This is a genomic window from Cupriavidus sp. FW306-1B-F12B (assembly GCF_058781795.1).
In genome coordinates, this window is sequence record NZ_JBYSXC010000021.1 from 29,155 (window position 1) to 55,412 (window position 26,258).

Genomic DNA, 26,258 nt, shown 5'->3' on the forward strand with positions numbered 1-26,258 from the left:
CCCTCAAACGGCAAAGACCGTGACACGCATGGAGACCCGCATGAACCGCAGACAATTCACCATTTCGACAATGCAGGCGGCACTGGGACTGTCCGTGCCGGCATGGCTGCCAGCCGCGGCGCGCGCGTCCGCGCCGCCCCCGCCGGCTGGCTACCCGGGCCGCGTGGTGCACGCCGTGGTGCCATATCCGGCCGGCGGCGTGGTCGATATCACCATCCGCACCGCCACGGACCGCATGTCGCTGGCCATGCCGCAGCGCATCCTGGTGGAAAACCGGCCAGGCGCCGATGGCAAGATCGGCGTTGAGGCCGTGTCGCGGGCCGAGCCGGACGGCTACACCTTGCTGGCGGCCACGCCGGTACTGTCGGTGAGCGAGAGCCTGTATCCGCAGACATCGATCCGGGTCAGGGACTTCCGTGCCATCGGCGCCGTGGCCGCGGTGCCGGCCATATTCGTGGTGGCGGACTCGGTGCCTGCCAGGACGCTGGCGGAGTTTGTCGCCTGGGCCCGCGAACGGCCCGGCCGCATCAACGTGCCCAATCCCGGCACCGGCAGCTCCATCCACCTGGGGCAGGAGCTGTTCTTCGAGGCCACCGGCATCAAGGCCGTCAATATCGGCTACAAGGGGCAGCCGCCGTCCGTTCCGGACCTGGGCCAGGGGCAGCTGCATTTCGCGCTGTTGTCGCAGTCGATTGCCTTGCCGCTGATCAAGGCCGGGCGCGTGCGCGCGCTGGCCGCCAACGCCGGGCAGCGCACCCAGTCGCTGCCCGAGGTGCCAACCATTGCCGAGGCCGGCTACCCCGGCGTGCTGGTGCGCTCCTGGTATGGCCTGGCGGCGCCGGCGCGCACCCCGGACAAGGTGATCGCCTACCTGAGCGGGGTGCTGCAGCAGGCCATGGGAACGGCCGACGTGCGCACCAAGCTGGCCGGACTCGATGCGGAGATCCTGGCGCTAGACGCGCCGGCCTTCGACCGGCTGATCGCGGCGGAGCAGGTCCGCTGGGCCGCGCTGATCAAGGCCCGCAATATCCAGGCAAGTGCCTAGTGTCTCGCGGCGCGTCACAACTCAGGGACGCGCCGGGGATGCCAGGTACGCCTGAAGGCCGTCTGCCGGCAAGGCGCGTGAAAACAGCCACCCCTGGCCGAACTGCGCACCGCGCTCGCGCAGGAAGCGCGCCTGCTCCTCATGCTCGATGCCCTCGGCCACGACCTCGAAGCCCAGCGCCTCGGCCATGGCGATGATGTGCGGCGCCACCGAGCTGGAAGCCGCCTCGCGGCCGATGGTGTCGATGAACGACTTGTCGATTTTCAGCACATCGACCTTGAATACCTGCAGGTAAGACAGGCTGGAGTAGCCGGTGCCGAAGTCGTCGATGTAGATCGGGTGCCCGGCATCGCGGAAGGCCTGGATCACTTCGAGCGCGGTCTCGGCGTGCAGGAAGCTGCGTTCGGTGATCTCGATGCGGATCTGCCGGGGCGCGATCCCGGTGCCCCTCAGGCGCGCGGTAAGTACGTCGAGAAAACGCGGCGAACTGACGTCATCCGCGCAAACATTGATTGACACATAGAAGCCGGGCCTGGCGCGCAGCAGCGGACCCAGTTCGGCGATGGTGCGGTCGAGCACGAGGTCGGTGATCTGCGGCATCAGCCCGGCCTGCTCGGCCAGCGTGATCAGCAGGTCGGGCGGCACCGGCTGGCCGTCGCGCTTCCAGCGCAGCAGTGCCTCCGCGCCCACGCAGCGGCCGTCGTGCAGCGCGACGATCGGCTGGTAATGCACCTCCAGCCGGCGGCGGCGCACGGCATTGCGCAGCGCGCCCTCCATGGTCACGCGGCGCGACATGGCGCGAAATACCAGCGCGGCCAGCAGCACGCCGATCGCCAGCCCGGCCACGACGAAGGAGCCTACCAGCATTGGCCAGGTGGCCAGCAGCGCGGTGGGCGGCGCCAGAACCACGGCCGCGAACGGAATCCGGGTGGAACGGCGCACGGAACTGCCGGGATTGTCGAGTTCGTCGGCGCCGTTGGCGTTGCGCCGGTATTCCCGCTCCATCTGCGCCACGTCGGAGCCGGTGGTGGTGGCGATGAAGACGCCCGTGGCGGTATTGACTGCACCGATGTGCCGGCCATCGAGCTCAACGATGTCGACGAATGACTTGGGGTCGATCGATACGTAGTGGCCGTGGCGCCCTACCAGCATGGCGGGGCCGGGCGCGCCAAACGGGTTGTCGAGGTCGAACCAGTATTCAAAGCCCTGGGTGTCGCGCCAGTCTGGCTCTGGCAATGTCATATGCCGCCGGAAGACGTCGCCCAGCAGTGCCGAGCACAAGCGGTAATTGCCGGCATAGCGCCCGGCATCGCGCAGGTGGTGGAAGGTGAAGGTGATTCGCCTCAGGCTGGCCAGGTTGCCGTCTGAGCAAGGCGCGTCGGGCAGGTCTTCCATTTCATGCAGCGCGCCGGTGGCGTCTGCCATGACCATCCCCATGCGGGCGACGGCAGCATTGGCAAGCATCTGCAGTTCCGCCACCTCGCGCCGTGCGACCTCCTCTTCGGCCACGCGCATGCTGGCCGCAATCGGCAACACGGCCGCGGCAAACGCCAGTATCACTGCCATCGCAAGGAACAAAGGCCGCTTCATTGTTGTCCTGTCAGCCATGCGTTGTCGAAGGGTACTACGCGCCGTCGCTGCTGCGCAGCATGCGCCATCGTCGCGCGCATTCAGATTCTTTTTGCAAAGCGATGAATTTTTTCGTGCGCCGCGCAATAAGGCAAGCATGACTTGCGCAATGCCGGCAGAATCCGGAAAGTAGGGGGCACGAATGCCCGCATAGAGGACTTGGCCCATGACCACCGCCCCATTTGCAAGACAATTACCATCGGCCCGGCTTGCCGCCCGGCGCGTCGGCGGCCGGCACGCGCCGGCCGTGCCCCCGGGCAACGGCTGAGGGGGGCGCATGGCGCTGGTGCTGCTGATCGCGCTGCCCCTGCTGGCCGCGGCGCTGACGTGGTTGATCGGCATGCGCGCCGCGCGCATGCTGGCGCCTGTCGTCATCGGCTTGCCGCTGGCCGCGCTGGTGCTGCTGCTGAGCCTGCGCGGCGCGGTCTTCGAGCAGCCGGGGCATGCGCTGGGCTGGCGCGTGGCGTGGCTGCCGCAGCTCGGGCTGGACCTGTCGCTGCGGCTGGACGGCCTGTCGTACCTGTTTGCGCTGCTGGTGCTCGGCGTGGGCCTGCTGGTGATCCTGTACGCGCGCTACTACCTCGCGCGCAATGAATCCGCGGTGCGCTTCTTCTGCCTGCTGCTGCTGTTCATGGCGGCCATGCTGGGCGTGGTGCTGGCAGGCAACCTGCTGCTGCTGGTGGTGTTCTGGGAGCTGACCAGCATCCTGTCGTTCCTGCTGATCGGCTTCTGGTCATGGCGCACCGATGCGCGCCAGGGCGCGCGCATGGCGCTGGCGGTCACGGGCGGCGGCGGGCTGGCGCTGCTGGCCGGGGTGCTGCTGCTGGGCCATATCTGCGGCAGCTTCGAGCTGTCCGTGGTGCTGGCGCAGGCCGGCAAGGTGCAGCACGACCCGCTGTACCTGCCGATGCTGGTGCTGGTCCTGCTGGCGGTCTTCACCAAGTCAGCGCAGTTCCCGTTCAGCTTCTGGCTGCCGCATGCCATGGCCGCGCCCACGCCGGTCTCGGCCTACCTGCACTCGGCCACCATGGTCAAGGCCGGCGTGTTCCTGCTGGCGCGGCTCTATCCGGTGCTGGACGGCACCAACGGCTGGTTCTACCTGGTCAGCATGACCGGGCTGGCCACGCTCATCGTGGGCGCCGGCCTGGCGCTGCTGCAGCGGGACCTGAAAGGGCTGCTGGCTTATTCCACCATCAGCCACCTGGGCCTGATCACGCTGCTGTTCGGGCTCGATACCCAGCTCAGCACGGTGGCGGCCATCTTCCATATCATCAACCACGCGGTGTTCAAGGCGTCGCTGTTCATGGCGGCAGGCATCATCGACCATGAAACCGGCACGCGCGACCTGGACCGCCTGCACGGGCTGGCGCGCTACATGCCGCACACCGCGGTGCTGGCCATCGTGGCATCGCTGTCGATGGCGGGGGTGCCGTTGTTCAACGGCTTCCTCAGCAAGGAAATGTTCTTCGGCGAGACCCTGGCGCAGGGCCTGCTGGGCGACTTCAACTGGGTGATCCCGACCGCGGCGACGCTGGCGGGGGCGCTGACGATGGCCTATTCGCTGCGCTTTATCTACGGGGTGTTCTTCGGCGCCCGGCAGCCCGACGTGCCCAACTACCCGCCGCACGAGCCGCCGCGCTTCATGAAGGTGCCGGTGGAGTTCCTGGTGGTGATCTGCCTGGTGGTCGGGCTGGTGCCGGCCTATACCGTGGGCGACCTGCTGGCGGCGGCTTCGCTGGCCACGCTGCGCGCGCCCCTGCCGGAGTACAGCCTGAACCTGTGGCACGGGGTCAACCTGCCGCTGCTGATGAGCCTGGTGTCGATAGCCGGCGGCGCGGCGCTGTTCTTCCTGCGCCGCGACGCGCTGCGGCGCCTGCAGCAGGCGATCGACCACCTGAGCGCGCGCCAGTCGTTCGAACATGGCATGCATGCGCTGGAACGCGTTGCCGCGGCCGTCACGCGCTGGCTCGAGAACGGCTCGCTGCAGACCTATGTCGCCTGGATGCTGCTGGCGCTGCTGGCCGTGCCGGCATACTTCCTGGCCGACCTGGAATGGCTCGGCGGCAGCGTGCCGGCGGGCGCCATCGACCTGATCGGGGCCGCCACGCTGGCGCTGCTCGGGCTGTTCGGGGTAAGCGTGGTGGTGACGCACCGCCAGCGGCTGCTCGCGCTGGTGCTGCTGGGCGGCTGCGGGTTGATGGTGTCGATGGCGTTCCTGCGGTTCTCCGCGCCGGACCTGGCGCTGACGCAGATCTCGGTTGAGGTGGTGACGATCCTGCTGCTGGTGCTGGCGCTGTTCTACCTGCCGCGCGACACGCCGGAGCACGCCGGGGCTGCGCGCCGCGGGCGGGATGCGGTGCTGGCGCTCGGCGGCGGCACTTTGCTGGCAGTGGCGGCCTACGCGGTGATGACACGGCCTTATGACCCGGTGTCTGCCTTCTACATCGACCAGTCCGTGCCCGGCGGCGGCGGGCACAACGTGGTCAACGTGCTGCTGGTGGATTTCCGGGGCTTCGACACCATGGGCGAGATCTGCGTGCTGCTGATCGCAGGGCTGGCGGTGCAGGCGCTGCTCAAGGGCATGCGGCTGGACACGCCGTCGGCAGCGCCCGATGGCCTGCCGTGGAGCAGCCAGGCGCATCCGCTGCTGCTGGCCATGCTGGCGCGGCTGATGCTGCCGCTGACGCTGCTGGTGGCGGTCTTTATCCTGCTGCGCGGGCACAACCTGCCGGGCGGCGGCTTTGTCGCGGCGCTGATCACATCGGTGGCGCTGCTGCTGCAGTACGTTGCCAGCGGCGTGCGCTGGACCGAAGCGCGCATTGCGCCGGACTATCGCGCTATTGCCGGCGGGGGCATCCTGCTGGCGGGCCTGACCGGACTGGGCAGCCTGGCCTTCGGCTATCCGTTCCTGACCACCGCCTTCGGGCATTTCCACATACCGGGCATCGGCGAGGTGGAACTGGCCACGGCGATGCTCTTTGACCTGGGAGTCTTCTGCACCGTGACCGGAACCACGCTGGTGATCGTATCGCACCTGGGCGTGCGCAACCTGCCGCCGGCACAGGCCGCGGAGGACGCCTGATGGCCGCGCTCTACGCCATCACCGTCGGCATCCTGGCCGCGGGCGGCATCTACCTGCTGCTGCGCGAGCGCGTCTTCACCGTGGTGCTGGGGCTGACGCTGCTGTCGTATGCGGTCAGCCTGTTCCTGCTGGGCATGGGCCGCCTGTCGATCGGGCGGCCGCCGGTGATCGTGGCGGGCGCCAGCTATGCCGATCCGCTGCCCCAGGCGCTGGTGCTGACCGCGATCGTGATCGCGTTCGGCATGACGGCGTTCGCGGTGGTGCTGGCGCTGCGCTCGCTGGGGCTTACCGGCAGCGACCACGTCGACGCCGCCGGCCAGCCCGAGGGGCGCGCCGCCGATGGCGGTAAGCAGGGGCCGCGGCCATGAACCACGCCGTGCTGCTGCCCATCCTGATCCCCATGTTTGCCGGTGCGCTGCTGACCGCGATGCCGGCCCAGCGGCTGCGCGCGCAGCGCATCGTCTGCGCCGTGGCCACGCTGATGCTGGCACCAGTGGCGGTGCACCTGCTGCGCCAGGCGGCTGGCGGCGAGATTGCGGTCTATGCGGTGGGCAACTGGTCCGCCCCGTTCGGCATCGTGCTGCAACTGGACCGCACCGGCGCGATGATGCTAGCCCTGACCGTGGTGCTGGCCGTGGCAGCGCTGGCGGCGGCGGGAGAGGGCACGGCCCGGCAGGGCCGGCATTTCCATGCGCTGTTCCAGTTCCAGCTGATGGGCCTGAACGGCGCCTTCCTGGCGGGCGACCTGTTCAACCTGTTCGTCTTCTTCGAGATCCTGCTGATCGCGTCCTATGCCCTGCTGGTGCATGGGGCAGGGCGGGCGCGGGTCGGCGCCGGGCTGCACTACGTGATCCTGAACCTGGTGGCGTCGTCGTTCTTCCTGGTGGCGGTCGGCGTGCTGTACGGGCTGTCGGGCACGCTGAACATGGCGCACCTGGGCCTGCGCCTGGCCGGCCTGCCGGCCCAGGACCTGCCGCTGGCGGTGGCCGCCGGCGCCATGCTGATGCTGGTCTTTGCGCTGAAGGCGGCGTTGTTTCCGCTGTATTTCTGGCTGCCGCGCGCCTACGCCAGCGCCACCGGCCCGGTCGCGGCGCTGTTTGCCATCATGACCAAGGTCGGCATCTACGCGATGCTGCGTTGCGATGCGCTGATCTTCGGCGGCCCGCAGGGGCTGCTGGGGCCGTTCCTGCATGACTGGGTGTTCGTGCTGGCGCTGGTCACGCTGGCGGTCGGCGCACTGGGCGCGGTCGCCGCCGGCACGCTGCGCGCGATGACCAGCTACCTGGTGGTGGCATCGGTCGGATTGCTGGCCGCCTGCGTATCGATGCAGACGCAAGCCGGCTGGGCCGCGGCGATGTTCTACCTGCTCAGCACCACGCTGTGCACCGCCGCGCTGTTCCTGCTGGCCGACGCGCTGGAGCCGGAGCCTGGGCGCGAGGACGGGGCCCCGGTCAGTGCCTCGCGGCTGGCCGGGCTGCTGTACCTGGTGGGCGTGGTGGCAGCGGTGGGGCTGCCGCCGCTGTCGGGCTTCCTCGGCAAGGCCATGGTGCTGCGCGCGACCCCGCCGCCGTGGTTGCCTGCGCTGTGGTCCGCGGTGCTGGTGTCGGGCCTGCTGCTGCTGATTGCCGTGTCCCGCACCGGCACGCGGCTGCTGTGGCGGCTGCCGCATGAGGCGGAGCGCGTGCCGGAAGGGGATGAATACCTCGACGAAGACCATCCCGGCGCGGCACGCGTGCGCGTGCGGCCCGACGCGCGCAAGCTGGCCTGCTGCGCACTGCTGCTGGCGGGCAATGTCGCGCTGACGGTATGCGCGCGGCCGGTCAGCGACTATGTGGCCGACGCGGCGGCGCAGTTGCTGGACCGCGCCGCCTATCTCCGGGCAGTGCTGCCCGGGCAGCCGGGGTAGGCCATGCTGCAGCGCCTGCTTCCCCATCCCTGGCTGAGCCTGATCCTGATGATCATGTGGCTGCTGCTGACCAACAGCCTGGCCCCCGGGCACTGGCTGCTGGGGGCACTGCTGGGCTGGGCCATCGGCCGGCTGGCCGACCGCTGGCTGGTGCTGGGCGCCTTCCGCTTGTCGCGGCCGGACCTGATCCTGCGGCTCAGCATCCATGTGCTGTTCGATATCGTGAAAGCCAACGTGGAAGTGGCCATCATGGTGCTGGGCCCCACCGCGCGCCTGCGCCCCGCCTTTATCGTGGTGCCGCTCGATGTCGAGCACGAACTCGCCACCACCGCACTGATCAGCATCGTCTCGCTCAGCCCCGGCACGCTGTGCGCAGAACTGAGCGACGACCGCCGCGCCTTGCTCGTGCACGTGCTGGATCTGGAGGAAGAAGCCGCGCTGGTCGAGCTGATCAAGTCGCGCTATGAAACCCCGCTCAAGGAGATCTTCCAATGCTTGCCATCGTGATACCGGTCTGCCTGGTGATCCTGGGCCTGGCCTTCCTGCTGACCCTGGCGCGGCTGCTGCGCGGACCCAGCCTGCCGGACCGCATCGTGGCGCTGGACACGCTGAATATCAACGCCATCGCGCTGATCGTGGTGCTAGGCATCAGCCTGGATTCGGCACTGTTCTTCGAGGCCGCGCTGCTGATCGCGGTGATGGGCTTCGTCGGCACCGTGGCGCTGTCCAAGTACCTGCAGCGCGGCGACATCATCGAATACTAGGGAATGTCAGATGCTGCATCCTGTTGCGGAATTTATTGTGTGCGCGCTGCTGCTGGTGGGCAGCGTGTTCATGCTGGTCGGGGCGATCGGGCTGTTCCGGCTGCCGGACTTCTTCATGCGGCTGCATGGGCCGACCAAGTCGACCACGCTGGGCGTGGGCGGGGTGGTGCTGGCCTCGGTGGCGTACTTCAGCTTCCGGGGCGATGCCAGCCTGCATGAACTGCTGGTGACCGCCTTCCTGTTCCTGACCGCGCCGATCAGTGCCCACATGCTGGCCAAGGCCGCGCTGCAGCGCCAGCTGCCGGTGGATCCGCGCACGCGCGGCAGCGGCTGGATGCCGCGCATCCGCGATTAGGAATGGCCGCCACGGTTTACTTTCGCTCCAATGTGTCCTACACCCAGTCAGGCGATGCCGGCATCTTCCACGCCAGGGCAGGGGGTTTCATGGACTTGCAACACTCGGACAAAGTCTTCGCGGGCGCGATTCCGGAAGTCTATGAGGCCCTGATGGTGCCGATGATCTTTGCGCCATACGCTGCCGACATGGCTGCCCGCATCGCCGCGCTGCAGCCGCGCCGGGTGCTGGAACTGGCCGCCGGCACCGGCGTGCTGACCCGGGAAATCGCCGGGCGGCTGCCGGCCGATACCCTGATCGTTGCCACCGACCTCAACGCGCCGATGCTGGCGCGGGCGGAGCAGGCCGGCACCAGCCGTCCGGTGCACTGGCGCGAGGCCGACGCCATGGCGCTGCCGTTCGCTGATGGCAGCTTCGACATGGTCGCCTGCCAGTTTGGCGTGATGTTCTTCCCCGACAAGGGCCGCGCCTTCGCCGAAGCCCGCCGCGTGCTGGTGCCGGGCGGCACGCTGATCTTCAATGTCTGGGACCAGCTGGAGTTCAACGCATTTGCCCGCGATGTCACCGCGGCGCTCGCCACGCTGTTTCCCGACTCACCGCCCGAGTTCATGGCCCGCGTTCCGCATGGCTACCACAGCCAGGCCGCCATCGAGCAGGACCTGCGCCTGGGCGGCTTCCAGTCATCCCCGGTCTTTGAAACCGTCGCGGCAACCAGCCGCGCCAGCGCCGCCCGCATCCCGGCGGTCGCATTCTGCCAGGGCACGCCGTTGCGCGCCGACCTTGAGCGGCGCGGGCCGGATGCGCTCGGCCGGGCAACCGACCACTGCGAACAGGCACTCCTGAAGGCTTACGGCGCGGGTCCACTGGCTGTGCCGATGCAGGCGCACGTGGTGATGGTAACGGCGCCCGCCGGGTAAAGCTGCCTCGGCAGTTTGTCGCGGCGCCACCTGGGCAGTGGCCTGGCTGCAGCGGCTGGCTGCAGCGGCTGGCTTGAGACAGCACGGATCGTCGGCTACCATCAGCGCGGCGCGGTCCGGATTCCCTGGCGCGCACTGTCGGACGTTGACTACGATGCCCCTTGTACGCGTGCTCGCGATCGGTCTGTCCCTGGCTTCGCTGTCGGGATGCGATTTCCTGCGCGGCTATGCTGAAGGCGAATCCGCGGTCATGCGGGACTTCCGGGCCGGGGATCGTGCCGATGACCTCGGGGCGGCGCGCTTTGTCTTCGAGGACTTCGGCGGCCTGAGCACCGATACCCTTGAGACCAATGCACTGCCGTGGAAGCTGGCGACGACGGCGCTGCTGCTGGCCGGCGGCCCCGGCGTTCCGGTCACCCAGGATGCCTTGCGCCGGGCCCTGCGCGAGTTCGGCTTCATCTATCCCGATGCGGTCCGCAACTGGCCGCGCCAGCAACAGCCCAGGTTCGACAAGCCCCTGGGCGTGGTCAGCGGAATGATCGGCCGGAACCTCCCGAAGATCCGCCTGGAAGTGTCCAACCTGGGATGCGCATCGTGCCATGCGGGCATCACCTACGGCAAGGACGGGCGTCCCACCAACGATGTCTGGCTGGGCCTGCCGAATACCTCCCTCAACCTCGACGCCTTCGTCGCCGCGGTCTATCAGGCGGTGAAGCGGGTGAAATCCGATCCGGAAAAGCTCCTCTCGGCCATCCACCAGCTTTACCCCGAAACCAGCAAGGAGGAACTGGATACCATCCGGAAATTCGTCTGGCCGCGGCTGGTAAAACGGGTGGCGGAACTCGAAGCCAGCGGTGACGAGCCGCTGCCGTTCAGCAACGGCGCGGCCGGCAGCACCAATGGGGTCGCGGCACTCAAGTTCCAGTTTCATCAGCTCTCGGCGGGCACGGCCGCCAGTGGTTCCACCTCGATTCCGGAACTGGGCTACCGCAGCCTGCGCTCATCGCTGCTCTACGACGGCGTCTATACCAGCAAAGGCACGCCGCGCTTTGCGCCGGTGGCACCCGGTGCCGCCAGCGATGCCGGGAGGCTGGCGCATATCGTGGCCTTCTTTACCGTGCCGACCATGGGCATGCCACCGGATCGCGCCGGCCGCGCGATTCCGCAGGTGGAAGACGTCATGCGGTTCATGGCGGGCTACACCCCGCCGCCGTTTCCGGGGCCGGTTGACCGCTCCCGCGCCGCGCGCGGCCGCGCCGTCTTTGATGCCAACTGCGCCCAGTGCCATGGCAGCTACAGCCAGGACCCAGAGCGCCCGCGCCTTGTCAGCTTCCCCAACCGGCTGGTGGCGCAGGCGGATATCGGGACTGACCCGACGCGCTGGCAAGCAATCGATCCCGGCCTGCTGCAAGCCATCTCGCGCTCCGAGCTGGGCAGGCATATCGACGCGGCAAACACCGGTGGCTATGTCGCGCCCATCCTCTCCGGCGTATGGGCGACGGCACCATACCTTCATAACGGCTCCGTGCCCACGCTCTGGCATCTCATGCATCCGCAGGCGCGGCCCAGGCGCTTCTGGGTCGGCGGTCATGCACTGGACTACGGCAAGCTGGGCATCGCCGGCAGGCTTGATGCCGACGGTACCTGGGCCTATCCGGCCAGCTACCGGCCGTGGTCGAAACCCGTGCTCTACGACACGGCGACAGCGGGGCGCGACAACCGCGGCCATGAGAAGGAATTCTCTACCCTTGCCGAAAGCGACAAGGATGCGCTGCTGGAATTCCTGAAATTGCTCTAGCTGCCGTCAGAAATCCTGCAGCAGTTCCGCGACTGGGAGCCGGGCGCTTTGCGCAATGCCACGATCCGGCACCGGCCCGAAGCGCATCACATTGACGAGCCGATTCCCCCGCGGCAAGCGCTGGCTTTCGGCAAGCATGGCGGCATGGCCAGGTGAATCGGCCAGCGCCGACATCGGCACGCCGGCAAAGCCCCTGGCAGTCATGGCCAGCCAGAACCGGTACCAGCGGCGCCCGATGTCAAAGCTCGTGACCTCGGGTGCGGCATGGATCAGGACGATCCGCGCCGCGCTTTTCACTTTTGCGCTTTCCGATGTCAGCAGGCCGCTTAGCGAAAGCGCCGAGAGCAGCCGGAGCACACGAGGTCTCAGCGCAATCGACGCGCCCCAGGCTTCCCACCGCGACAGTGCCATGCATTCGGCCGAAAGCCCGTCGCGCGGCCAGCCTGGATCGTGCGGTGACAAGCGCAGCCAGTGGCAGAGCTCCTCGGCAAACCGTGGGTCATTCAATCCCGCAGCCGCGGCGTCGTCATACCATCTGGCGATTTGCGCCGTGCTGTTCTCGCTGGCCAGCGTGACGAACTCCGCGTGGGCTGCAGCGCATTCGCCCAACGACTTGATCTGTGCCGGGGTCGCACGGAGAAACTTGCCTCGATAGGCGCGGCGCGCGTCCACGAAGGCGGCTAGGGGATCCGGGCCCGCACCTGATGTGATCAGGCCGGATGCGGCCGCGCGCAAGCCCGGGGTAGCGGGCGGGTAGGGCAGGCCGGAGACCGCAGGCTGCGTGAGCCCCAACCCGAGCGTCGACAACGCCATGGCCATGCCTTCCCAGGCCATGCCCAGGGCGATCTGGTTGTCCCGCCCGGTGGGGTCGCCCACGGACAGCCATCGCGCAGGCTCTTCAAACAGTTCAACCTTGTCGCCGGCAAAGCGCCAGCGCGCGGGCTGGATATTGTGCGCGCTGGGAGCGCGGCCAGCCTGGGCAACCAGGGTGAGATGCTGATCGAGCGTGAGCATGTCGCTAGATGGCCTTTTTGAAGAGATGCAGCCGATGCAGTGGCCTGGCGCACATCTTCTCCATTTGCTTCTGGCTGGCGCCATTCGAATCCGACACCCAGCTGATGCCCAGGTGCGAGTACCCGGCACCGCGCATCGCCGTGAGCAGATGGTGCAGCATGACGCCGTTGACGCCGCGGCTGTGGTAGTCCCTGCGCACGGAAAAGAAGATGATCGCCGCACGCTTGCGGCTGGCGCGGAACCTGATCAGATGCCAGAGCGTGGACAGCTTCAGGCGGAAGCCGGTGGCGCGCAGAAACGGGTTGAGATCCGGCACGCACAGCAGCACCCCGATCGGCTCCCCGTTGAAATAAGCGGTACAGGACAGCCGCTCGTCGATGATCCACATCATGCCGGCGCAGGGAAACAGGAATTCCTCCGCCGTCAGCGGCACGAACATCGGGTTGCCGGAGAAACCATCGTTCAGGACAGTGCATGCCTCCAGCAGGCGCCGGTCAAAGCCGCGCCGCCGGATCGGCTTGAATTGCCAGGCGGGATCATCCAGCAGCGCGCGTTGCTTGTTGCCGATCAACTGCTGCGGATCGTAGCTGCGCACGTCGAGCTCGAACGTGCGCATCGGAAAGAACGGCTCGAAGCCGCATGCCTGGAGCAGCCTGGCAATATGCGGCGGTGTGTATTCCTGGTAGGTGTATGGCGGATGCTCGAAGCCCTCGGTGACGATGCCGATCATCTGCGTGATCGTCAGGTTGAAGCTGCCAGCCAGTTCGTCACAGCCGTTGCGCTTCACCCAGGCCGCCGCCGCGTCGAGCAGCGCTTGCGCGACCTCCACGTCATCGACGCAGTCGAACATGCCGAAGCAGCCGCGCTTCTGGCCGTATTGATGATTGGATGCATCGTGGATATGGGCCAGGATACGGCCCACGATCCGTCCGTCCCGATGGGCGGTGAACCAGGTGCGGCGCGCAAACTGCCGGAACAGCGGGTTCTTCGCCGGGTCCAGTGCGCGCGCAAGATCCCCCTTCATCGGCGAGACAAAATGGGTATCACGGCCATAGCAGGCGAAGGGCGCCTCAAAGAACGCGTCGAAATCGCCTTCACGCAGCACGGTTGTCATGCGGCCTCCCGCTGCCCGAGATGGCGCGCCAGCCGCAGGATCACCGCCGCGCGCAGCTCGCCGATCGCCGCGTTGGCGCCTTGCGGCAGGTTCAGCAGCACCACCTGCGCGGGCTGGCGCGCGATCAGCAGGGCATGGGTCATTTCATGGCGCTCGAGCAGGTCTACCAGCTGTTCCGCAGCCTCGACCCCATCGCCTTCCCGGATCCTGGCCCAGGCCCTGGCGTCGCCGATCGAGACGGGCTCACGCCGCCTTCCTGCCAGGTCGAACAACGCGTCCAGCGCGTAGCCCGCAAGCTCCGCGTTGCCGAGCACCACATGGTCGGTGGTCTGCGGCAGGCGCCTGAGCGAATGCAGGAAACCCTCTGGCGTATCCAGCCGGGCGTGGAGCAGCCAGCGCAGGAACGCGTTGCCATCACCAGCCAGCGAAACGGCGCGAATGCGGACAAAAATGGCCGTCAGCAGCACCCATGCAATGGCAACGGGCATGCCGCGCAGGCCGGCCTCTGCAAAGCCCGGGCCGGGCCCGCGCGAAGCCAGCGCCATCACGCTGGCCAGCACGACGGCGAAGAGCAGGGCGGCTGCGATATGCACCAGCAGCCCGCGCACGACCCGCTGCGATTCCGACAGGTTCAGGAACACATAGACAAATGCCAGCGCCCCGAGCGCCCCCAGGCGAACCGGCACATGGCCGAGCTCCTCGCGGAAGTCGGTGGCCGCGAGCGGGACGGCCAGGGCCACGACCACCACTACCGCCCGGGCCAGGCGTTCCTCGTTGTCGGACAGTTCGGCATCGCGCAGCCACAGCAGGAACCAGCCATTGCTTGCGGTCACCACGGCGAAGCAGCCAAGGAACATCAGCAGCAGCGGCGTATTGCCCGGCAGATCGGTAAAGAGATTGATGACGAAGAACACCACCGACACGCCCAGCGCCAGCAGCTTCAGCCACAACGGGTGGTGGCGCCGCACCAGGTGCTCGGCAAACAGGGTCATGGCAATGGGCAGCAGGGTTGCCGCCGCAAACACCAGCTGAGCCAGCACCGTGCCGCCAAGCAGCCAGGAAAAGCCCCGCACTGCCAGCAGCGCCGTCAGCACCCCGAACAGGAACAGGCCCGTGCCGGCCCCGGCCTCGCGCCGGGACCAAAGGAAATGCAGGCAGAGCCCACAGCCCACCGCGCCGAGCCAGGTAACGGCCACATCGCTTGCCAGGGCGTCAATCACGCGTCAACCCTCATCTCGCATCAACCTCGCCATGAAGCGCCGTACCAGCGCGCGCACCGCCCATGCCGTCAGCGCATTGCGCGGCGTCTCGACACGCATGGTCCAGGGATTGAAGAAATAGCCGCGCACACCGGCCAGCCGCGGCCGGCCGAGCACCAGCTTGATCACCTCGAACGCCATCAGGTTGCCGGTGGTGATCACCATCGGCGCAAACGACATGCGCTTGCGCTTGCCGGTCAGCAGGTCCTTGGCGATGCCTAGCTCCACATGCCGGACCGAACTCGAGTTGACCATCACGTATTCCAGTTCCTTGCCCAGGCATTCCTGCCTGAGCTCCGGCGTCAGGGACTTCCAGTCCATGCCGGCCGTGGGATAGGAAAGACGCTCCTCGGGCCGGGGATCTTGCGGACGGACAACCGTGACGGAGGGCAGGGGAGCGGTATAGGCGTCGATGACGGTCGCACCATGCTCCCGCGCCTTGCGATAGAGCGCGAGGCCCGCGGCCATGTCATCCATGCCGTTGACCACGATCTTGTAACGGCCCAGCAGGTCATCGAGCCTGTCGGTCCACTCGGCGCCGAAGGTCTCGATGGCAAGTTCCGGGTTGATGCGCCGGATCTGCGCCACGGTGGCCTCGACCTTGTTCACGCCAACGGTATCCAGGCTGGCAAACACCTGGCGGTTCAGGTTCGACACGTCGAACGCATCGAAGTCCGCCAGCGCAAAGCCGCCAATGCCCACCCGTGCCAGCGCCTGCAGGCAGGCGCCGCCCATGCCGCCGACGCCACAGATCAGCACCCGTGCATTGCGCAATTGCTGCTGTTCCGCGTCGGTCACGAAACCGATGTTGCGGGTCGTGAATTCCTCGTAGGAGAAGGGTGGAATCATTGACTCTTCCTGGCGCGCAGGTCTCCCAGCGGCTCGCGCGGATTCAGCCAGTGGAACAATGGCAGGACGATCCGACCGACAGCCAGGAACGCAATCTGATAAAGGATGGCGGGCAACGAGTCCCGAGGCACTTCCCGCAACAGGTATTTCCGCGCGCTGGCCAGGTCCAGGCAGGCGACCTGCAGGAAATCGTCGCCGCGCTGGTAATCGAGTTCCCGCCGGCAGAGTTCGTTGGCGCGCTCGTCCCGATGCTTCGGCGCCTGCTCGAACGTCTTCTTGAGATTGTCCGAGCCGCCGGTATAGGCATCGGTAATCACGAACCGCGCCTCGTCAAATCCCGCCGCCCCGTCAACGCCAAAGACATGCCGATGCGATTTCATGATCTCGCGGGCCACGCTCAGGTGTTCAAAGCTGCGCCGCGACGGCTCAAAGGGATTGGGATAGGCCGTGACAAAGACCTCGGCGACCTTGCCGATAATGGCCGGCACCTGGGTCACATTGCTGATCCAGATCGGGCGCAGGCCGCGGCGGAAGAAAAGCAGGATGCAGGTCAGCCCGTACAGCACCCAGGACAGTCCTTGCGTGCGATAGCCCGGATCGACCATCACCAGCCCAAGGTGAATCGCCTCGACCGGACGGCCCTTGACCTCGATCGGCATGACCGACAGCGCATTGAACGCAATCGGCTGGCCGCTGTCCCGGTCATAAAGCAGCGTGATCACGGCCCGCCGCAGCCTTTCAGGGTCGCCGGAAAGCACCCCGTAATCGAGATCCTTGCCGATTCCCCGCTGCACGATGCCGCGCATCTCGGCCAGCATGGCTTCAAGCTGCCGGGCATCCATCCACAAGCCAGGCCGTTCGACGACGCGGATCCGGACGGACCGGCTGGCCTTCAGGCTCAGGTCCAGGTAGCGCAGCCGCTGTCGAAAACGCCCGATGAATTTGAACATGCAGGTTTGGCTGATGCCTTGTTCTTGTGTGCCGGCCTGAAAGGCAAGTGTGGCTTGGAGCATATAACAGCCGGTCTGTGGTGTCACGGGCGTAGCCACGGGAAGAAAGCCGGCAGCAGGTCAGTTTTGGCAAGGGTATGACATGCTGTTTGGCCAAGTACGCCAATACTAATTGGCCCATATCTCGATACTCGCATAATGTATATTATGTTAAATTGTGATTCGATCGTTAGCGATGGCCTGGGTGGCAGTTTCAGGGTCTTCTGCCTTAGCGGCCCGATGGAGCGAAACTCCATGTGTCCACAATGCGCATTCGGATCAAAGGTTACTGCATGAGCCAAACGCCATAATTTGTTCAGTAAACTAGTCTAATCTGCAGATTTTGCCTAAAATACTGGACATATGCCAGCCTTCACTGATACCACCTCAGTCCTCGAGCGTCACTTGCTGCTGCAACTAGGCGACCGCATCAAACGCCTGCGGAAGGCCAAAGGGCTTGGCACGGTCGAGATGTCCAAGCGCGTTGGCATCTCCCGGACGACTCTCGCTGCCGTTGAGGCAGGCGACCCCGCGCCGACCATGGGCACATACCTGCGCGTCATGTCCGTCCTGGGAGTTGCCGGTGACCTTGCCCTGTTAGTCAGCGATACTTTCCAACCGGCGCCGGCGAACTCTGCTGCCGCCTCATCCAAGCGGGCCATACCGCAGGTTCAGGTTCGGGTCAGGACTGATCCCAGCCGCCATGAAGTTCAGGACTTGCAGAGCATGGCGCTTCACAAGGAAGCGATCCGCCTGATTCAGGATGACCCCGCGCTACTGGCCCGGGCCCAAGAGGTCCTCAGACGATGGCGCGCGCAGGGAGACTCACGGTCCGATTCGCTCTGGTCCGAGTGGGAAACGATTCTTGCGAACCGGTCGTGGCGCAAAGCGCTCGGCCGGACTCGGCGTGCTCAAGAGCTTCGCCAGGCCTCTCCCCTGCCCACAGTTCTACCAGATGCCCTTCGGCAGGATGTGCTCGCACAGGTCCAAGCGTTGAAGACAGGCGTTGTCCTGGGAGACCAGGAATGAACCGGGAAAATCTGGAACACATCATTCGGGCTGCAGCCGACATCACAGACGAATATGAGTTCGTTGTCGTTGGCAGCCAATCAATCCTGGGGCCGATCCCTAATCCCCCGGCGGTCTTCACGATGTCCGCAGAGGCCGACATCTACCCGCTCAATGCCACCCACAAGGCGGATGCGATTGATGCGGCGATCGGCGAAGGCTCGCGCTTTCACGAGACATACGGTTACTACGCGCAGGGCGTCGGGCCAGAGACAGCGTGTCTTCCAGCCGGGTGGCAACGCCGCTTGCAGCGTATCCAGACCGTGGGCACGAACGGGCGGGTTGGCTATTGCCTGGACGTCGTTGATCTCTTTATGGCCAAGGCGGCAGCGGATCGCGACAAAGATCGTGTCTTCTGTATGGCCCTGATGCAGCACGGCTACGTCTTGCCCGGCACAGCGATCAGCCGCGTCAATGACATGCCGATAGAAAGAGCTGCACAGGGACGACTGCGTGCACGTATCAAGCGCTGGACAAAGGCCTTGCGGGATCAAGGTCATGCGGTTCCCGCAGACGAAGCCTAGCTCTGCTTTCAGCAAACGCCTCAACTCTCGCCGTGACACTTTCGGCCTTGTCGTGCCGTCGTCCAGGGGCCTGCCAGCGCCGGCAAGGCGGCGCCCGGCCCACGGTTTGTGCGAAACGAGCAAGTACGCGGTCACCCACCAGGTGTCCGTGCTGATCATTGATGCGCTTGACGTGGTGGATATTCATCAGCAGCAACGAGGTGGCTGGTCGCTGCTACGCCGGTTATGTGGATATTCATCAGCGTCTGCCGGGCTTCCTCGCGGATGCCCCCGGCGCAATCAGAATCGGCCATCTTCAGATGCCCACGATATCTGATGTGTTCGGGCTGCGGCTGGAGCCTGCGTCGGGTTGCCCAGCCCCCTATTTCGGAATATATTCCTCTCCACAAGGACCCCATCGGGGAGACTCCCCTATGAGCGTATACGTCGCACGTGATCGAGCAAGCGCGCTTGAGCACATCAGTTCGCGCATAGATAGTACCGTCGATCTAGACTATGAAACCGCGTGGGAAGACGCGCTCGAACTCGGACGACTTGGGCAACAGCGCGGCATCGTCGTACAGTTCCGAACCATCGAACATGTCTGTGTGGAGTCTGCAGATGCGCTAGCCAGAGGGCTCCGCGGAGAAAAACTCACATTCCGACAGCGACACCTCTACTGCCGGTTCGACATGACGGCATTGTCCGAGGACTGTCTGTGCGAACTCGAGGCACTCGCTATCGAGCACGGCGACTACATCCTGCCTGGTCACTTGCTGCAAGAAGCCACGCTCATCTGGAACTAGCCAGTTCATGCTGTCCCAACAGCGATACGTTGGGCGGCATCTCGCATGTCGGGCCACCGGCTGACGCAGGCAAGGGACTTCGCGCTCGCATGCCATCGCAAAAGAACTCCGCTGAAGAGCAAGAATGTTGTCTGCCCGCCATGCCAGCCAGACTGCTTCCGGGAGATAGCAAATCTACTTAAGAAGAATCCCTACGGGCGGAAGCATCCCGGCAAAAGTAGGATGACGGGGACGAACTTTGCATGAAGGAATATGTCATGCGTCCCCGCTATGCGACTGAGAAGGATTGGCCTGAGGTTGAGGCCCTCCTGCGTGCTTCCTCACTTTGCGTCGAGGGGGTACGCGAACATATCACCCATTTCATCATGGTCCGCGACAATGCCGGGCTTCTCGGATGTGCCGGCGTGGAGCGCTATGGGGAAACAGGACTTCTTCGAGGACTGGCTGTTGCGCAGCGCGCAAGGTCTGCAGGTCTCGGCGAGCTTCTGCTTTCCGCAATCGTGGCAGACGTCCGGCTGCAAGGGGTCGCATCAATAGTGTTGCAGACCAAGACCGCATCCGGCTATTTCGCGCGCCTCGGCTTCGCGCCAATCAACCTTTCTGACCTGCCGCCTGCCGTAATGCACTCGCAGGAACTCAACTGTCCCCCAGCCGATGTCGGGACGCTGATGCAAATTGCCTTGTAGTAGCTCGCTCGCAAGTTCATTCGCCGGAGCGGGCAGCCAGGCGCGTTGCGGAGCCACGGAGGACGGCTCGCAAGGTTGAAGTCGATGCAAGAATTTCCACCACGCCAGGCTCATCGCGGCTTTGGCTTCCTTGACCTTGCTGCCCTATTCCCTTCGAGCGGCTTGATTTCCCGCAGTCTTCTTCATGCGCCCTTCTCCCGACCGTGGGCCTTTCGGGGAGCGGTTTAAGCCATTAGCGGGGCACGATTTGAGGCCGACAGCCGTGTTCAACCGGCACCGACTTCGTTCGTGAGCGGCTTGCCGCTTTCGAACTCCGTCACGCTGCGCAAAGTTGTTTCGCAAATGGTCGTCACGGCCTCGCGCGTGAGGAAGGCTTGGTGCCCGGTCACGATCACGTTAGGAAACGTGATTAGCTGCTGCAGCACGGAGTCGTCGACGATGGTGCCGGACAGGTCGCGGAAGAACAGGCCCGCCTCCTGCTCGTACACGTCGATCGCCAGCCCGCCGAGCTGCCCGCTCCGGAGCGCTTCGATGACTGCTTCCGTGTCGATCAGCCCGCCGCGGCTAGTGTTGATGAGCAAGGCCCCCGGCTTGGCGCGCGACAGCGTTCCGGCATTGATGATGTGATGGGTCTCGGGCGTGAGCGGGCAATGCAGCGAGATGCAGTCCGCGCTTGCGCCGATTTCTCCCTCGTCCGCGTAGCGTCCACCAAGGGCCTCGAATTCCGGGGACGGGTACTTGTCGTAGCCGATCACGTTGCAACCGAACCCGACCATGATTTTCGCAAACACGCGCCCGATCTTGCCGGTGCCGATCACGGCCACGGTCTTGCCGCACAGGTCGAAGCCCATCAGGCCTTCGAGCGAGAAATTGAAGTCCCGCGTGCGGTTGTAGGCCCGGTGGATCTTGCGGTTGACCGCCATCAGCAGGGCCGCCGCGTGCTCGGCGACCGCGTTGGGCGAGTAGTCGACAACGCGCACTACCTTGATCCCGAGCGCCTGCGCGGCGTTCAGGTCGACGTTGTTGAACCCCGTGCAGCGCAGCGCGACCAGCTTGGTGCCGCCGCGTCCGAGCGCTTCCAGCACGGTCGCATCGGCCCGGTCATTGACGAAGATGCACACTGCGCCGTGGCCCGCGGCGAGGCCCACCGTCTCATTGTCCAAGGGAACTTCGAAGTACTTGAGCTGATGGCCTTCGGCCGCATTCGCGGCATCGAGATGTTGACGATCGTAGGACTTTGCGCTGAAGACGGCGATTTCCATGATGTGGTCTCCGCGGCGAATCGCATGGCGCGCTTCGCCCAGGTTGCCCTGCACTATCCGCCAGCCAGTGTGGCGGCGACCTGTACGAATAGGATTTTCACGATGGTCATTGACGGGAAGATCATCGAGTAGCCGAGGTCGGGTCGGTCGGTGGGCGCGACGCGGTTGGCAAAGGCAAGGATGGCGGGATTGCCGGTCGCGCCGCAGATCACGCCCACCGCCAGGTCGAACGGCAGCCTGAAGACCCAGAGGCAGAAAATCGCAGTAATCAGCAGCAGGGCAAGCAGAATCACCACGCCATAGATCAGGAAGGACACCCCGGTCACGCCGATGGTGGCGAAGAACTTCGGCCCGGATGCAATGCCCACCTGTGCGAGAAAGATGGTCAGCCCGAAGTTGCGCAGCACCAGGTTGGCCGACAGCGGCATGGTCCAGACGAACGGCCCGAGACGGCGCACCCGGCCGAGCACGAGGGCGACCAGCAGCAGCGCCGCTAGCCCCAGCGCCAGGGTGCCGACGCCGGGAATCGGCACCGGGATCAGCCCCACCAGCAGCCCGAGGGCCGCGCCGATGCCGATCGAGATAAAGCTCAGCTCGGCGGTGCCCTTGATGGAGTCGCCGAACAGCGCGCGAATCGGCTTCATGTGGGCGCGATTGACCAGCAGGCCGACGCGGTCACCGAACTCGAGGGTGAGGTCATCGCGGGGCATCAGGTCCGCATCACCGCGCCGCACATGGGCGATCGAGCAGACCATGCCTTCGGGAAAACGGATATCGCGCAGCGTGTGCCCGACCACGAGCCGGCTTGAGGCGAACACGCGCATATAGTCCAGGTCTTCGCGATGGCTTGTCATGCGGCCCGGCTGCAGTTCCCCGCACAGCGAGGTGGCTTCACGCAGCACGGCCGGGTCGGTGGCGGTCGCGAGCAGCACGTCGTTGGCCTGCAGGACCAGGTCGTCGGCGGAGGGGTGGTTGTGGTGGGCGCGACGCACGGCGGCAATCGCCACCCCGTCCGGTAGGCGCGCTACCACCTCCGACAGCCGCGCTCCGATAAACGCCGGGTTCGTCAGCGCAATCTCGGCGGTCTCGATCAGCTTTGGCGGCGGCCGCACGATATTCGGCTTGAGCAGCGCGGTGAGGGCATACAGAAACAGGATCGGCCCTGCCACGCCGACTGGGTATGCGACGCTGTAGCCCACCGCGGCGCCGTCGCTCTTCATCGCCGCCATCGCGGCCTGCAGGCTTGCCGTGCTGGTGCCCGCGCCGGCGAACATGCCTAGCGACTCGTCTAGCTTCACGCCGACCAGCGGCACCAACGCAACCGCGAGCAGTCCGGAGCCAACCACGCCAAGGATCGCAGCGGCGTTGGCCTTGATGCCATCGGGGCTGGTCAGACCCTTAAAAAACTGCTCCCCGTACTGGATCCCAATGCCATAGAGAAAGAGCAGCAGCCCTAGGGTGCCAAGGATGGCAGGCGGCGCGGACTTCGGCGCGAACCCGCCGATCGCCAGCCCCACGAACAGCACCGCGCCCGAACCGAGCGACACGCCCTTGATATTGATCTCGCCGAAGACATAGCCCAGTGCAACCGTGAGGAACAGCGTGAGCAGCGGCTGGGTTTCGAGCAATGTCCGGACTGCATCCATGGCAGCTCCTTTCTGATGGGCAGGAGCAAGGGGGCAGCGATACGCAACTACGCAGGGTCACGCGCGCACTGCGCGGACGGGGTTGACAACCGTTGTTCCGGGCATGCGTTATAGAGTGCGGCTTGTATGAACCGATCATCTTGACAGGCACCGGCCGGCACGGCGGCAACCACCGGAATGCCCCTCGAAAATATACGATGCGCCGCACAAGTTCAAGAATTGAAGCGGCGCGCGGTCAAACAGGCGGTTGGCACCTCCAGACACAAATCTTCTTTCAAGCCCTATCTCCACCTTACGGTAGCGCCGGCCTCACTTTCCCCCACATGCTGCGGCCAACCGCGCGCTAACCAATCGAGGCGAACATCGCGTCGGCGAGATCCTCGCAGCGCATCCAAAGCCGCCGGAGATCCACCAATCTGCTGGCATCCGGTATGTCGGGTGGGAACAGGACGAATCCGTGCGGAATATGCAGGCTATCGCCGGTCAATTCAACGTACGGCTCAGCTTCCAGGATCCATCAGAAGGCAGCCCGGTTTCTGGCGTCACGCTGATCCTGCCAGGCTGCGGTGCAGGCAATACCCGCAAATCGGGCTGTGCGACAACGCTGCATGGGACTAAATTACGGCAATGCCGAATCCCCTTACTCCTGCTCCCGAAACAGCCGGCACCGGACGCCTGCCATACCGAATCGACCTGGAGTTCGCGCGTGGCCTGGTCTGGTTCCGGCGCGACCTGCGCGCCGACGACCATGCAGCGCTGCACTATGCCCTCAAGCCGAGGTTGCAATGCCCACCGGCAGTGATGGCGCCCATGCACTGTTCGATGAATTCATCGACCGCATCGGCGATTATGGCTACCGGCGGGATTTCCCCTCGCTGCGCGGCCCGAGCTACCTGTCGGTACACCTGCGCTTCGGCACGATCTCGATCCGCACGCTGGCGCGAGCCGCGCTTGACGCCGTACTGCGCGGCGGCAGCGAAAGCGCCGGCGCGGCCGTCTGGCTATCCGAACTGATCTGGCGCGACTTCTATTTCATGATCCTCCACCACCATCCCCGCGTGGCCGACGGCAAGTCTTTCCGCCCCGAATACGATGCGCTGCAGTGGGTCGACTCTGTCACGGGCGACAGGTACTTTCAGGCATGGTGCGACGCGCAGACCGGCTATCCGCTGGTCGACGCCGCGATGCTGCAGATCCGCCAGAGCGGCTACATGCATAATCGTCTACGGATGGTGACTGCGAGCTTTCTCGTCAAGGATCTCGGCGTCGACTGGCGACGCGGCGAGCAATATTTCGCCGACCAGCTCAATGATTTCGATTTCTCGGCCAACAACGGCGGGTGGCAGTGGGCTGCGTCAACGGGCTGCGATGCACAGCCGTACTTCCGTATCTTCAATCCGGTCAAGCAATCGGAGACATTTGATCCACAGGGGCGATTTATCCGCAAGTACTTGCCGGTGCTGACACAGATGCCAGACAAGTACATCCATGCGCCATGGACGGCGCCTGTGAATGTACTGGCTACAGCGGGGGTGAAGCTTGGGGAGAACTATCCACCCCCGATCGTGCAGCACGAAGTTGCGCGGAAAGAGACCCTTGAAAGGTATGCGGCGATAAAGAAATCGATATAGCCGTTGCAGACCGCGATTCCGGCTAATGGCGTTCGACCGGCTCGAGCGCCCTCCACTCCCCGGCTGTTCTCCGGGCCATCGCACCAAGCCACTAGGGCGCGGAAAACGCCGCGCCGATTTGCCGGGCCCGTTTCATCTCGTCGCCGTGCAGGTAGATCGAGGTGGTCGAGATCGAGGCGTGGCGCAGGTTGTCCCTCACTGTCGTCAATTCCGCGCCGCGCGCCAGTGCATGAGTCGCATGGGTGTGCCGCATCCAGTGCGGGCTCGCCTGCCGCAGCTTGTCGGCGGCGGAAGGGTGATCCGCCTGGATCAAGTCCGCCACTTGCCTGAAGAAGCGCCGAAACACGCCCCACAGGCGCGTGCCGGTGATGCCACTGGCCGGATCCTGGCCAAGGCCGCCGATCAGCGGGGTATGCGGATCCCATCGCGCCGGCGTGACTGGCAGGCCTCGTTCCACCAGATAGCTGTCGAGCGCCAAGCGCGCCAACGGTGGCAGTGCCACCTTGCCAGCCTTGGCTCCTTTGCCAACCAGCTTGAGCCAATGGTCGCCATGGGGATCGCTTTCAACGTCCCCGAGCGTCGCACCGACGAGCTCGCTGGCGCGCAGTCCGGTGGCGTAGCCGAAGTCCAGCACAAAGCGCAGGCGCTGGGCCGCCGGGCCGTCCCAGCCATAGGACCATTCGAGGCCGTCGGCAATGGTGCGGATCAGCAGCCATTCGCCTTCCGTGAACGCGTGCGAGCTGTCCAGCGCCGCCGACCGCCCTCCTCCGCGCACCTTGATCCCGGCGAACGGATTGGCCAGCACATAGCGCTGCTGGATCAGCCAGCGGAACATCGCCCCCAGTATGGACAAGGCATGGGCGGTGGAGCGCGCCGAGAGGCTGCCGGTGAACGGACGCCAGTCGGGCGAGGTACGTGGTCTCGCTGGCCCTACCCAGCGTTCCCGGGGCGCCGGCCGCCGCAGGAAGCTGCGATAGGCCGTCGCATCCTCAGTGGTCAGCGACGACAACGGCCGTTCGCGCTCGACAATCGCCCACAGGATCAGCCGCTCGGCCTCTTTGCGATAGGTGCGCTGCGTCGCTGGCGACTCATGCAAGGCCAGCCACGCTTGGATCGCCGCGTAATCGTTGTCCGCATTGAGGGCGCAGGTCGCACGCGGCGCGCGGAACTTCCCCTGCGACCCATCCACGTCATGCGGCAGCCGCAGTTGCTCCCATGGCACGACCATGCCCCGCGGCGCCTGCGCGAGCAGCGCCCGGGCGCGTTCGGTCAGTTGCGGGTGCCGGGCAAAGAAGGCTTCGACCTGCCGGGCCCCGGCCGCGCCCAGGCCAGGGATCGCGGCCCACCAGCGGCGCCGGCGCGGCACCCGAACGGTCAGTGCCGCCAGCGTGTCGATGCCCTGCGCCCGCAATGCAGCGACCGTGCGCGGCGCCAGCCACAAGCCGATGTCGTCACTGATGGCCGGTGCCGGCGGCGGCAGCGTGCGCAGCGTCTCGATGGCATGGTCCGCTGCCCTGCCCTTCTCCGCCCGCTCGGCCGCGGAAATTCCAAACAGCGCAGCCAGGTCCTCGCGCTGGCGGCTGCGCGCGTATGCCGCAAGCTGGCGGCGGATGCGCCCGAGGATGCCGCGCGACGACTGGCCCTGCGCCCGCTCCTCGCCCAGATATCGTGCGACGGCTTCGCGCGTCGTCAGCCCGGCATGCCAGGCGCGCAGCGCGGCGAGTGAGGTGGCATCGGGGAAGCCGGATGGCGGGGTCGGTTCCGGGGCGGTCAGGGTCAAGCGAGTTTTCATATACGCCAGTTTAGCGCATCGATGTAGCTATTACGATAAGGATACTTATCGTAATAGCTACACGGATACACACAGCCATTCACGATGACTCCACTCCGCTTACACTTGGACTCCCACGCAAGTACTGAAAGAAACGTGATGAC

General features: G+C 65.7%; 23 protein-coding genes and 1 pseudogene. 14 read left to right on the forward strand and 10 right to left on the reverse strand.

Annotated features, from left to right (window positions below; all coding sequences use genetic code 11):
- Nucleotides 1-40: 40 nt before the first annotated feature.
- The gene (locus AC3WLE_RS27795; protein ID WP_492356753.1) at nucleotides 41-1,045 is read left to right on the forward strand and encodes a Bug family tripartite tricarboxylate transporter substrate binding protein; all 1,005 of its coding nucleotides are present in this window, start codon (nucleotides 41-43) and stop codon (nucleotides 1,043-1,045) included.
- 21 nt (nucleotides 1,046-1,066) lie between these two features.
- Here the strand turns inward: AC3WLE_RS27795 and AC3WLE_RS27800 are convergent, their stop codons facing one another.
- Complete coding sequence (locus AC3WLE_RS27800) at nucleotides 1,067-2,635, reverse strand: EAL domain-containing protein (RefSeq protein WP_492352603.1); 1,569 nt, start codon at nucleotides 2,633-2,635, stop codon at nucleotides 1,067-1,069.
- 316 nt (nucleotides 2,636-2,951) lie between these two features.
- Between AC3WLE_RS27800 and AC3WLE_RS27805 the strand changes: the two genes are divergently transcribed.
- The 8 genes from AC3WLE_RS27805 (at nucleotide 2,952) to AC3WLE_RS27840 (ending at nucleotide 11,496) form a co-directional block, all read left to right on the forward strand.
- Nucleotides 2,952-5,756 (forward strand): monovalent cation/H+ antiporter subunit A, encoded by a 2,805-nt coding sequence (locus AC3WLE_RS27805; protein WP_492356754.1) that lies wholly within the window; start codon nucleotides 2,952-2,954, stop codon nucleotides 5,754-5,756.
- The gene (locus AC3WLE_RS27810; RefSeq protein ID WP_492317738.1) at nucleotides 5,756-6,124 is read left to right on the forward strand and encodes a Na+/H+ antiporter subunit C; all 369 of its coding nucleotides are present in this window, start codon (nucleotides 5,756-5,758) and stop codon (nucleotides 6,122-6,124) included. The genes AC3WLE_RS27805 and AC3WLE_RS27810 overlap by 1 nt, the downstream gene beginning before the upstream one ends.
- Nucleotides 6,121-7,662 (forward strand): monovalent cation/H+ antiporter subunit D, encoded by a 1,542-nt coding sequence (locus tag AC3WLE_RS27815; RefSeq protein ID WP_492356755.1) that lies wholly within the window; start codon nucleotides 6,121-6,123, stop codon nucleotides 7,660-7,662. Before AC3WLE_RS27810 ends, AC3WLE_RS27815 begins: the two co-directional genes overlap by 4 nt.
- 3 nt (nucleotides 7,663-7,665) lie before the next feature.
- Nucleotides 7,666-8,169 (forward strand): Na+/H+ antiporter subunit E, encoded by a 504-nt coding sequence (locus AC3WLE_RS27820; RefSeq protein WP_010812079.1) that lies wholly within the window; start codon nucleotides 7,666-7,668, stop codon nucleotides 8,167-8,169.
- On the forward strand, nucleotides 8,154-8,426 hold the full coding sequence (locus AC3WLE_RS27825; RefSeq protein WP_013956829.1) for a K+/H+ antiporter subunit F: 273 nt from the start codon (nucleotides 8,154-8,156) through the stop codon (nucleotides 8,424-8,426). The genes AC3WLE_RS27820 and AC3WLE_RS27825 overlap by 16 nt, the downstream gene beginning before the upstream one ends.
- 10 nt (nucleotides 8,427-8,436) lie before the next feature.
- The gene (locus AC3WLE_RS27830) at nucleotides 8,437-8,781 is read left to right on the forward strand and encodes a Na+/H+ antiporter subunit G (protein ID WP_013956828.1); all 345 of its coding nucleotides are present in this window, start codon (nucleotides 8,437-8,439) and stop codon (nucleotides 8,779-8,781) included.
- Between the two features lie 89 nt (nucleotides 8,782-8,870).
- On the forward strand, nucleotides 8,871-9,698 hold the full coding sequence (locus tag AC3WLE_RS27835) for a class I SAM-dependent methyltransferase (RefSeq protein WP_492317736.1): 828 nt from the start codon (nucleotides 8,871-8,873) through the stop codon (nucleotides 9,696-9,698).
- A 154-nt stretch (nucleotides 9,699-9,852) separates the two neighbouring features.
- Nucleotides 9,853-11,496, forward strand: a complete 1,644-nt coding sequence (locus tag AC3WLE_RS27840; RefSeq protein WP_492356756.1) for a c-type cytochrome — start codon at nucleotides 9,853-9,855, stop codon at nucleotides 11,494-11,496.
- 6 nt (nucleotides 11,497-11,502) lie between these two features.
- Here the strand turns inward: AC3WLE_RS27840 and AC3WLE_RS27845 are convergent, their stop codons facing one another.
- From AC3WLE_RS27845 to AC3WLE_RS27865, 5 genes are read right to left on the reverse strand one after another with little or no spacing between them, the layout of a single operon-like run.
- Entirely contained in the window at nucleotides 11,503-12,510 is a 1,008-nt protein-coding gene (locus tag AC3WLE_RS27845) for a nitroreductase family protein (protein ID WP_492317734.1), read from the reverse strand.
- A gap of 4 nt (nucleotides 12,511-12,514) precedes the next feature.
- On the reverse strand, nucleotides 12,515-13,624 hold the full coding sequence (locus AC3WLE_RS27850; RefSeq protein ID WP_492317733.1) for a GNAT family N-acetyltransferase: 1,110 nt from the start codon (nucleotides 13,622-13,624) through the stop codon (nucleotides 12,515-12,517).
- The gene (locus AC3WLE_RS27855; protein ID WP_492317732.1) at nucleotides 13,621-14,844 is read right to left on the reverse strand and encodes a hypothetical protein; all 1,224 of its coding nucleotides are present in this window, start codon (nucleotides 14,842-14,844) and stop codon (nucleotides 13,621-13,623) included. The genes AC3WLE_RS27850 and AC3WLE_RS27855 overlap by 4 nt, the downstream gene beginning before the upstream one ends.
- 3 nt (nucleotides 14,845-14,847) lie before the next feature.
- A complete protein-coding gene (locus AC3WLE_RS27860; protein WP_492317731.1) occupies nucleotides 14,848-15,732 on the reverse strand; it encodes a HesA/MoeB/ThiF family protein in 885 nt (294 codons plus the stop codon).
- Complete coding sequence (locus tag AC3WLE_RS27865; protein WP_492356757.1) at nucleotides 15,729-16,769, reverse strand: hypothetical protein; 1,041 nt, start codon at nucleotides 16,767-16,769, stop codon at nucleotides 15,729-15,731. The genes AC3WLE_RS27860 and AC3WLE_RS27865 overlap by 4 nt, the downstream gene beginning before the upstream one ends.
- 315 nt (nucleotides 16,770-17,084) lie before the next feature.
- Between AC3WLE_RS27865 and AC3WLE_RS27870 the strand changes: the two genes are divergently transcribed.
- Entirely contained in the window at nucleotides 17,085-17,750 is a 666-nt protein-coding gene (locus AC3WLE_RS27870; protein WP_492317729.1) for a helix-turn-helix transcriptional regulator, read from the forward strand.
- Complete coding sequence (locus tag AC3WLE_RS27875; protein WP_492317728.1) at nucleotides 17,747-18,313, forward strand: DUF6036 family nucleotidyltransferase; 567 nt, start codon at nucleotides 17,747-17,749, stop codon at nucleotides 18,311-18,313. Before AC3WLE_RS27870 ends, AC3WLE_RS27875 begins: the two co-directional genes overlap by 4 nt.
- On the opposite strand, the gene AC3WLE_RS27880 is transcribed toward AC3WLE_RS27875, so the two are convergent.
- Nucleotides 18,252-18,500: a diguanylate cyclase domain-containing protein gene (locus AC3WLE_RS27880; protein WP_492356793.1), complete on the reverse strand. Its 249-nt coding sequence runs from the start codon at nucleotides 18,498-18,500 to the stop codon at nucleotides 18,252-18,254. The two genes, AC3WLE_RS27875 and AC3WLE_RS27880, sit on opposite strands and share 62 nt — an antisense overlap.
- 226 nt (nucleotides 18,501-18,726) lie before the next feature.
- Between AC3WLE_RS27880 and AC3WLE_RS27885 the strand changes: the two genes are divergently transcribed.
- A complete protein-coding gene (locus AC3WLE_RS27885; RefSeq protein ID WP_492317727.1) occupies nucleotides 18,727-19,098 on the forward strand; it encodes a PHA-granule associated protein 4 in 372 nt (123 codons plus the stop codon).
- Nucleotides 19,099-19,340: 242 nt separating this feature from the next.
- Nucleotides 19,341-19,784 (forward strand): GNAT family N-acetyltransferase, encoded by a 444-nt coding sequence (locus tag AC3WLE_RS27890; RefSeq protein ID WP_492352592.1) that lies wholly within the window; start codon nucleotides 19,341-19,343, stop codon nucleotides 19,782-19,784.
- Between the two features lie 266 nt (nucleotides 19,785-20,050).
- Here the strand turns inward: AC3WLE_RS27890 and AC3WLE_RS27895 are convergent, their stop codons facing one another.
- Entirely contained in the window at nucleotides 20,051-21,046 is a 996-nt protein-coding gene (locus AC3WLE_RS27895) for a 2-hydroxyacid dehydrogenase (RefSeq protein ID WP_492356778.1), read from the reverse strand.
- Between the two features lie 53 nt (nucleotides 21,047-21,099).
- Nucleotides 21,100-22,692 carry an aspartate:alanine exchanger family transporter gene (locus tag AC3WLE_RS27900; RefSeq protein WP_492356779.1) on the reverse strand — a complete coding sequence of 531 codons (1,593 nt, stop codon included), beginning with the start codon at nucleotides 22,690-22,692 and terminating at the stop codon, nucleotides 21,100-21,102.
- A gap of 773 nt (nucleotides 22,693-23,465) precedes the next feature.
- On the opposite strand from AC3WLE_RS27900, the pseudogene AC3WLE_RS27905 reads away from it, so the two are divergent.
- Nucleotides 23,466-24,323, forward strand: a pseudogene (locus AC3WLE_RS27905) (cryptochrome/photolyase family protein); the annotation flags it as partial.
- Nucleotides 24,324-24,414: 91 nt separating this feature from the next.
- Here the strand turns inward: AC3WLE_RS27905 and AC3WLE_RS27910 are convergent.
- On the reverse strand, nucleotides 24,415-26,115 hold the full coding sequence (locus tag AC3WLE_RS27910) for a site-specific integrase (RefSeq protein WP_492356780.1): 1,701 nt from the start codon (nucleotides 26,113-26,115) through the stop codon (nucleotides 24,415-24,417).
- Nucleotides 26,116-26,258: the final 143 nt, after the last annotated feature.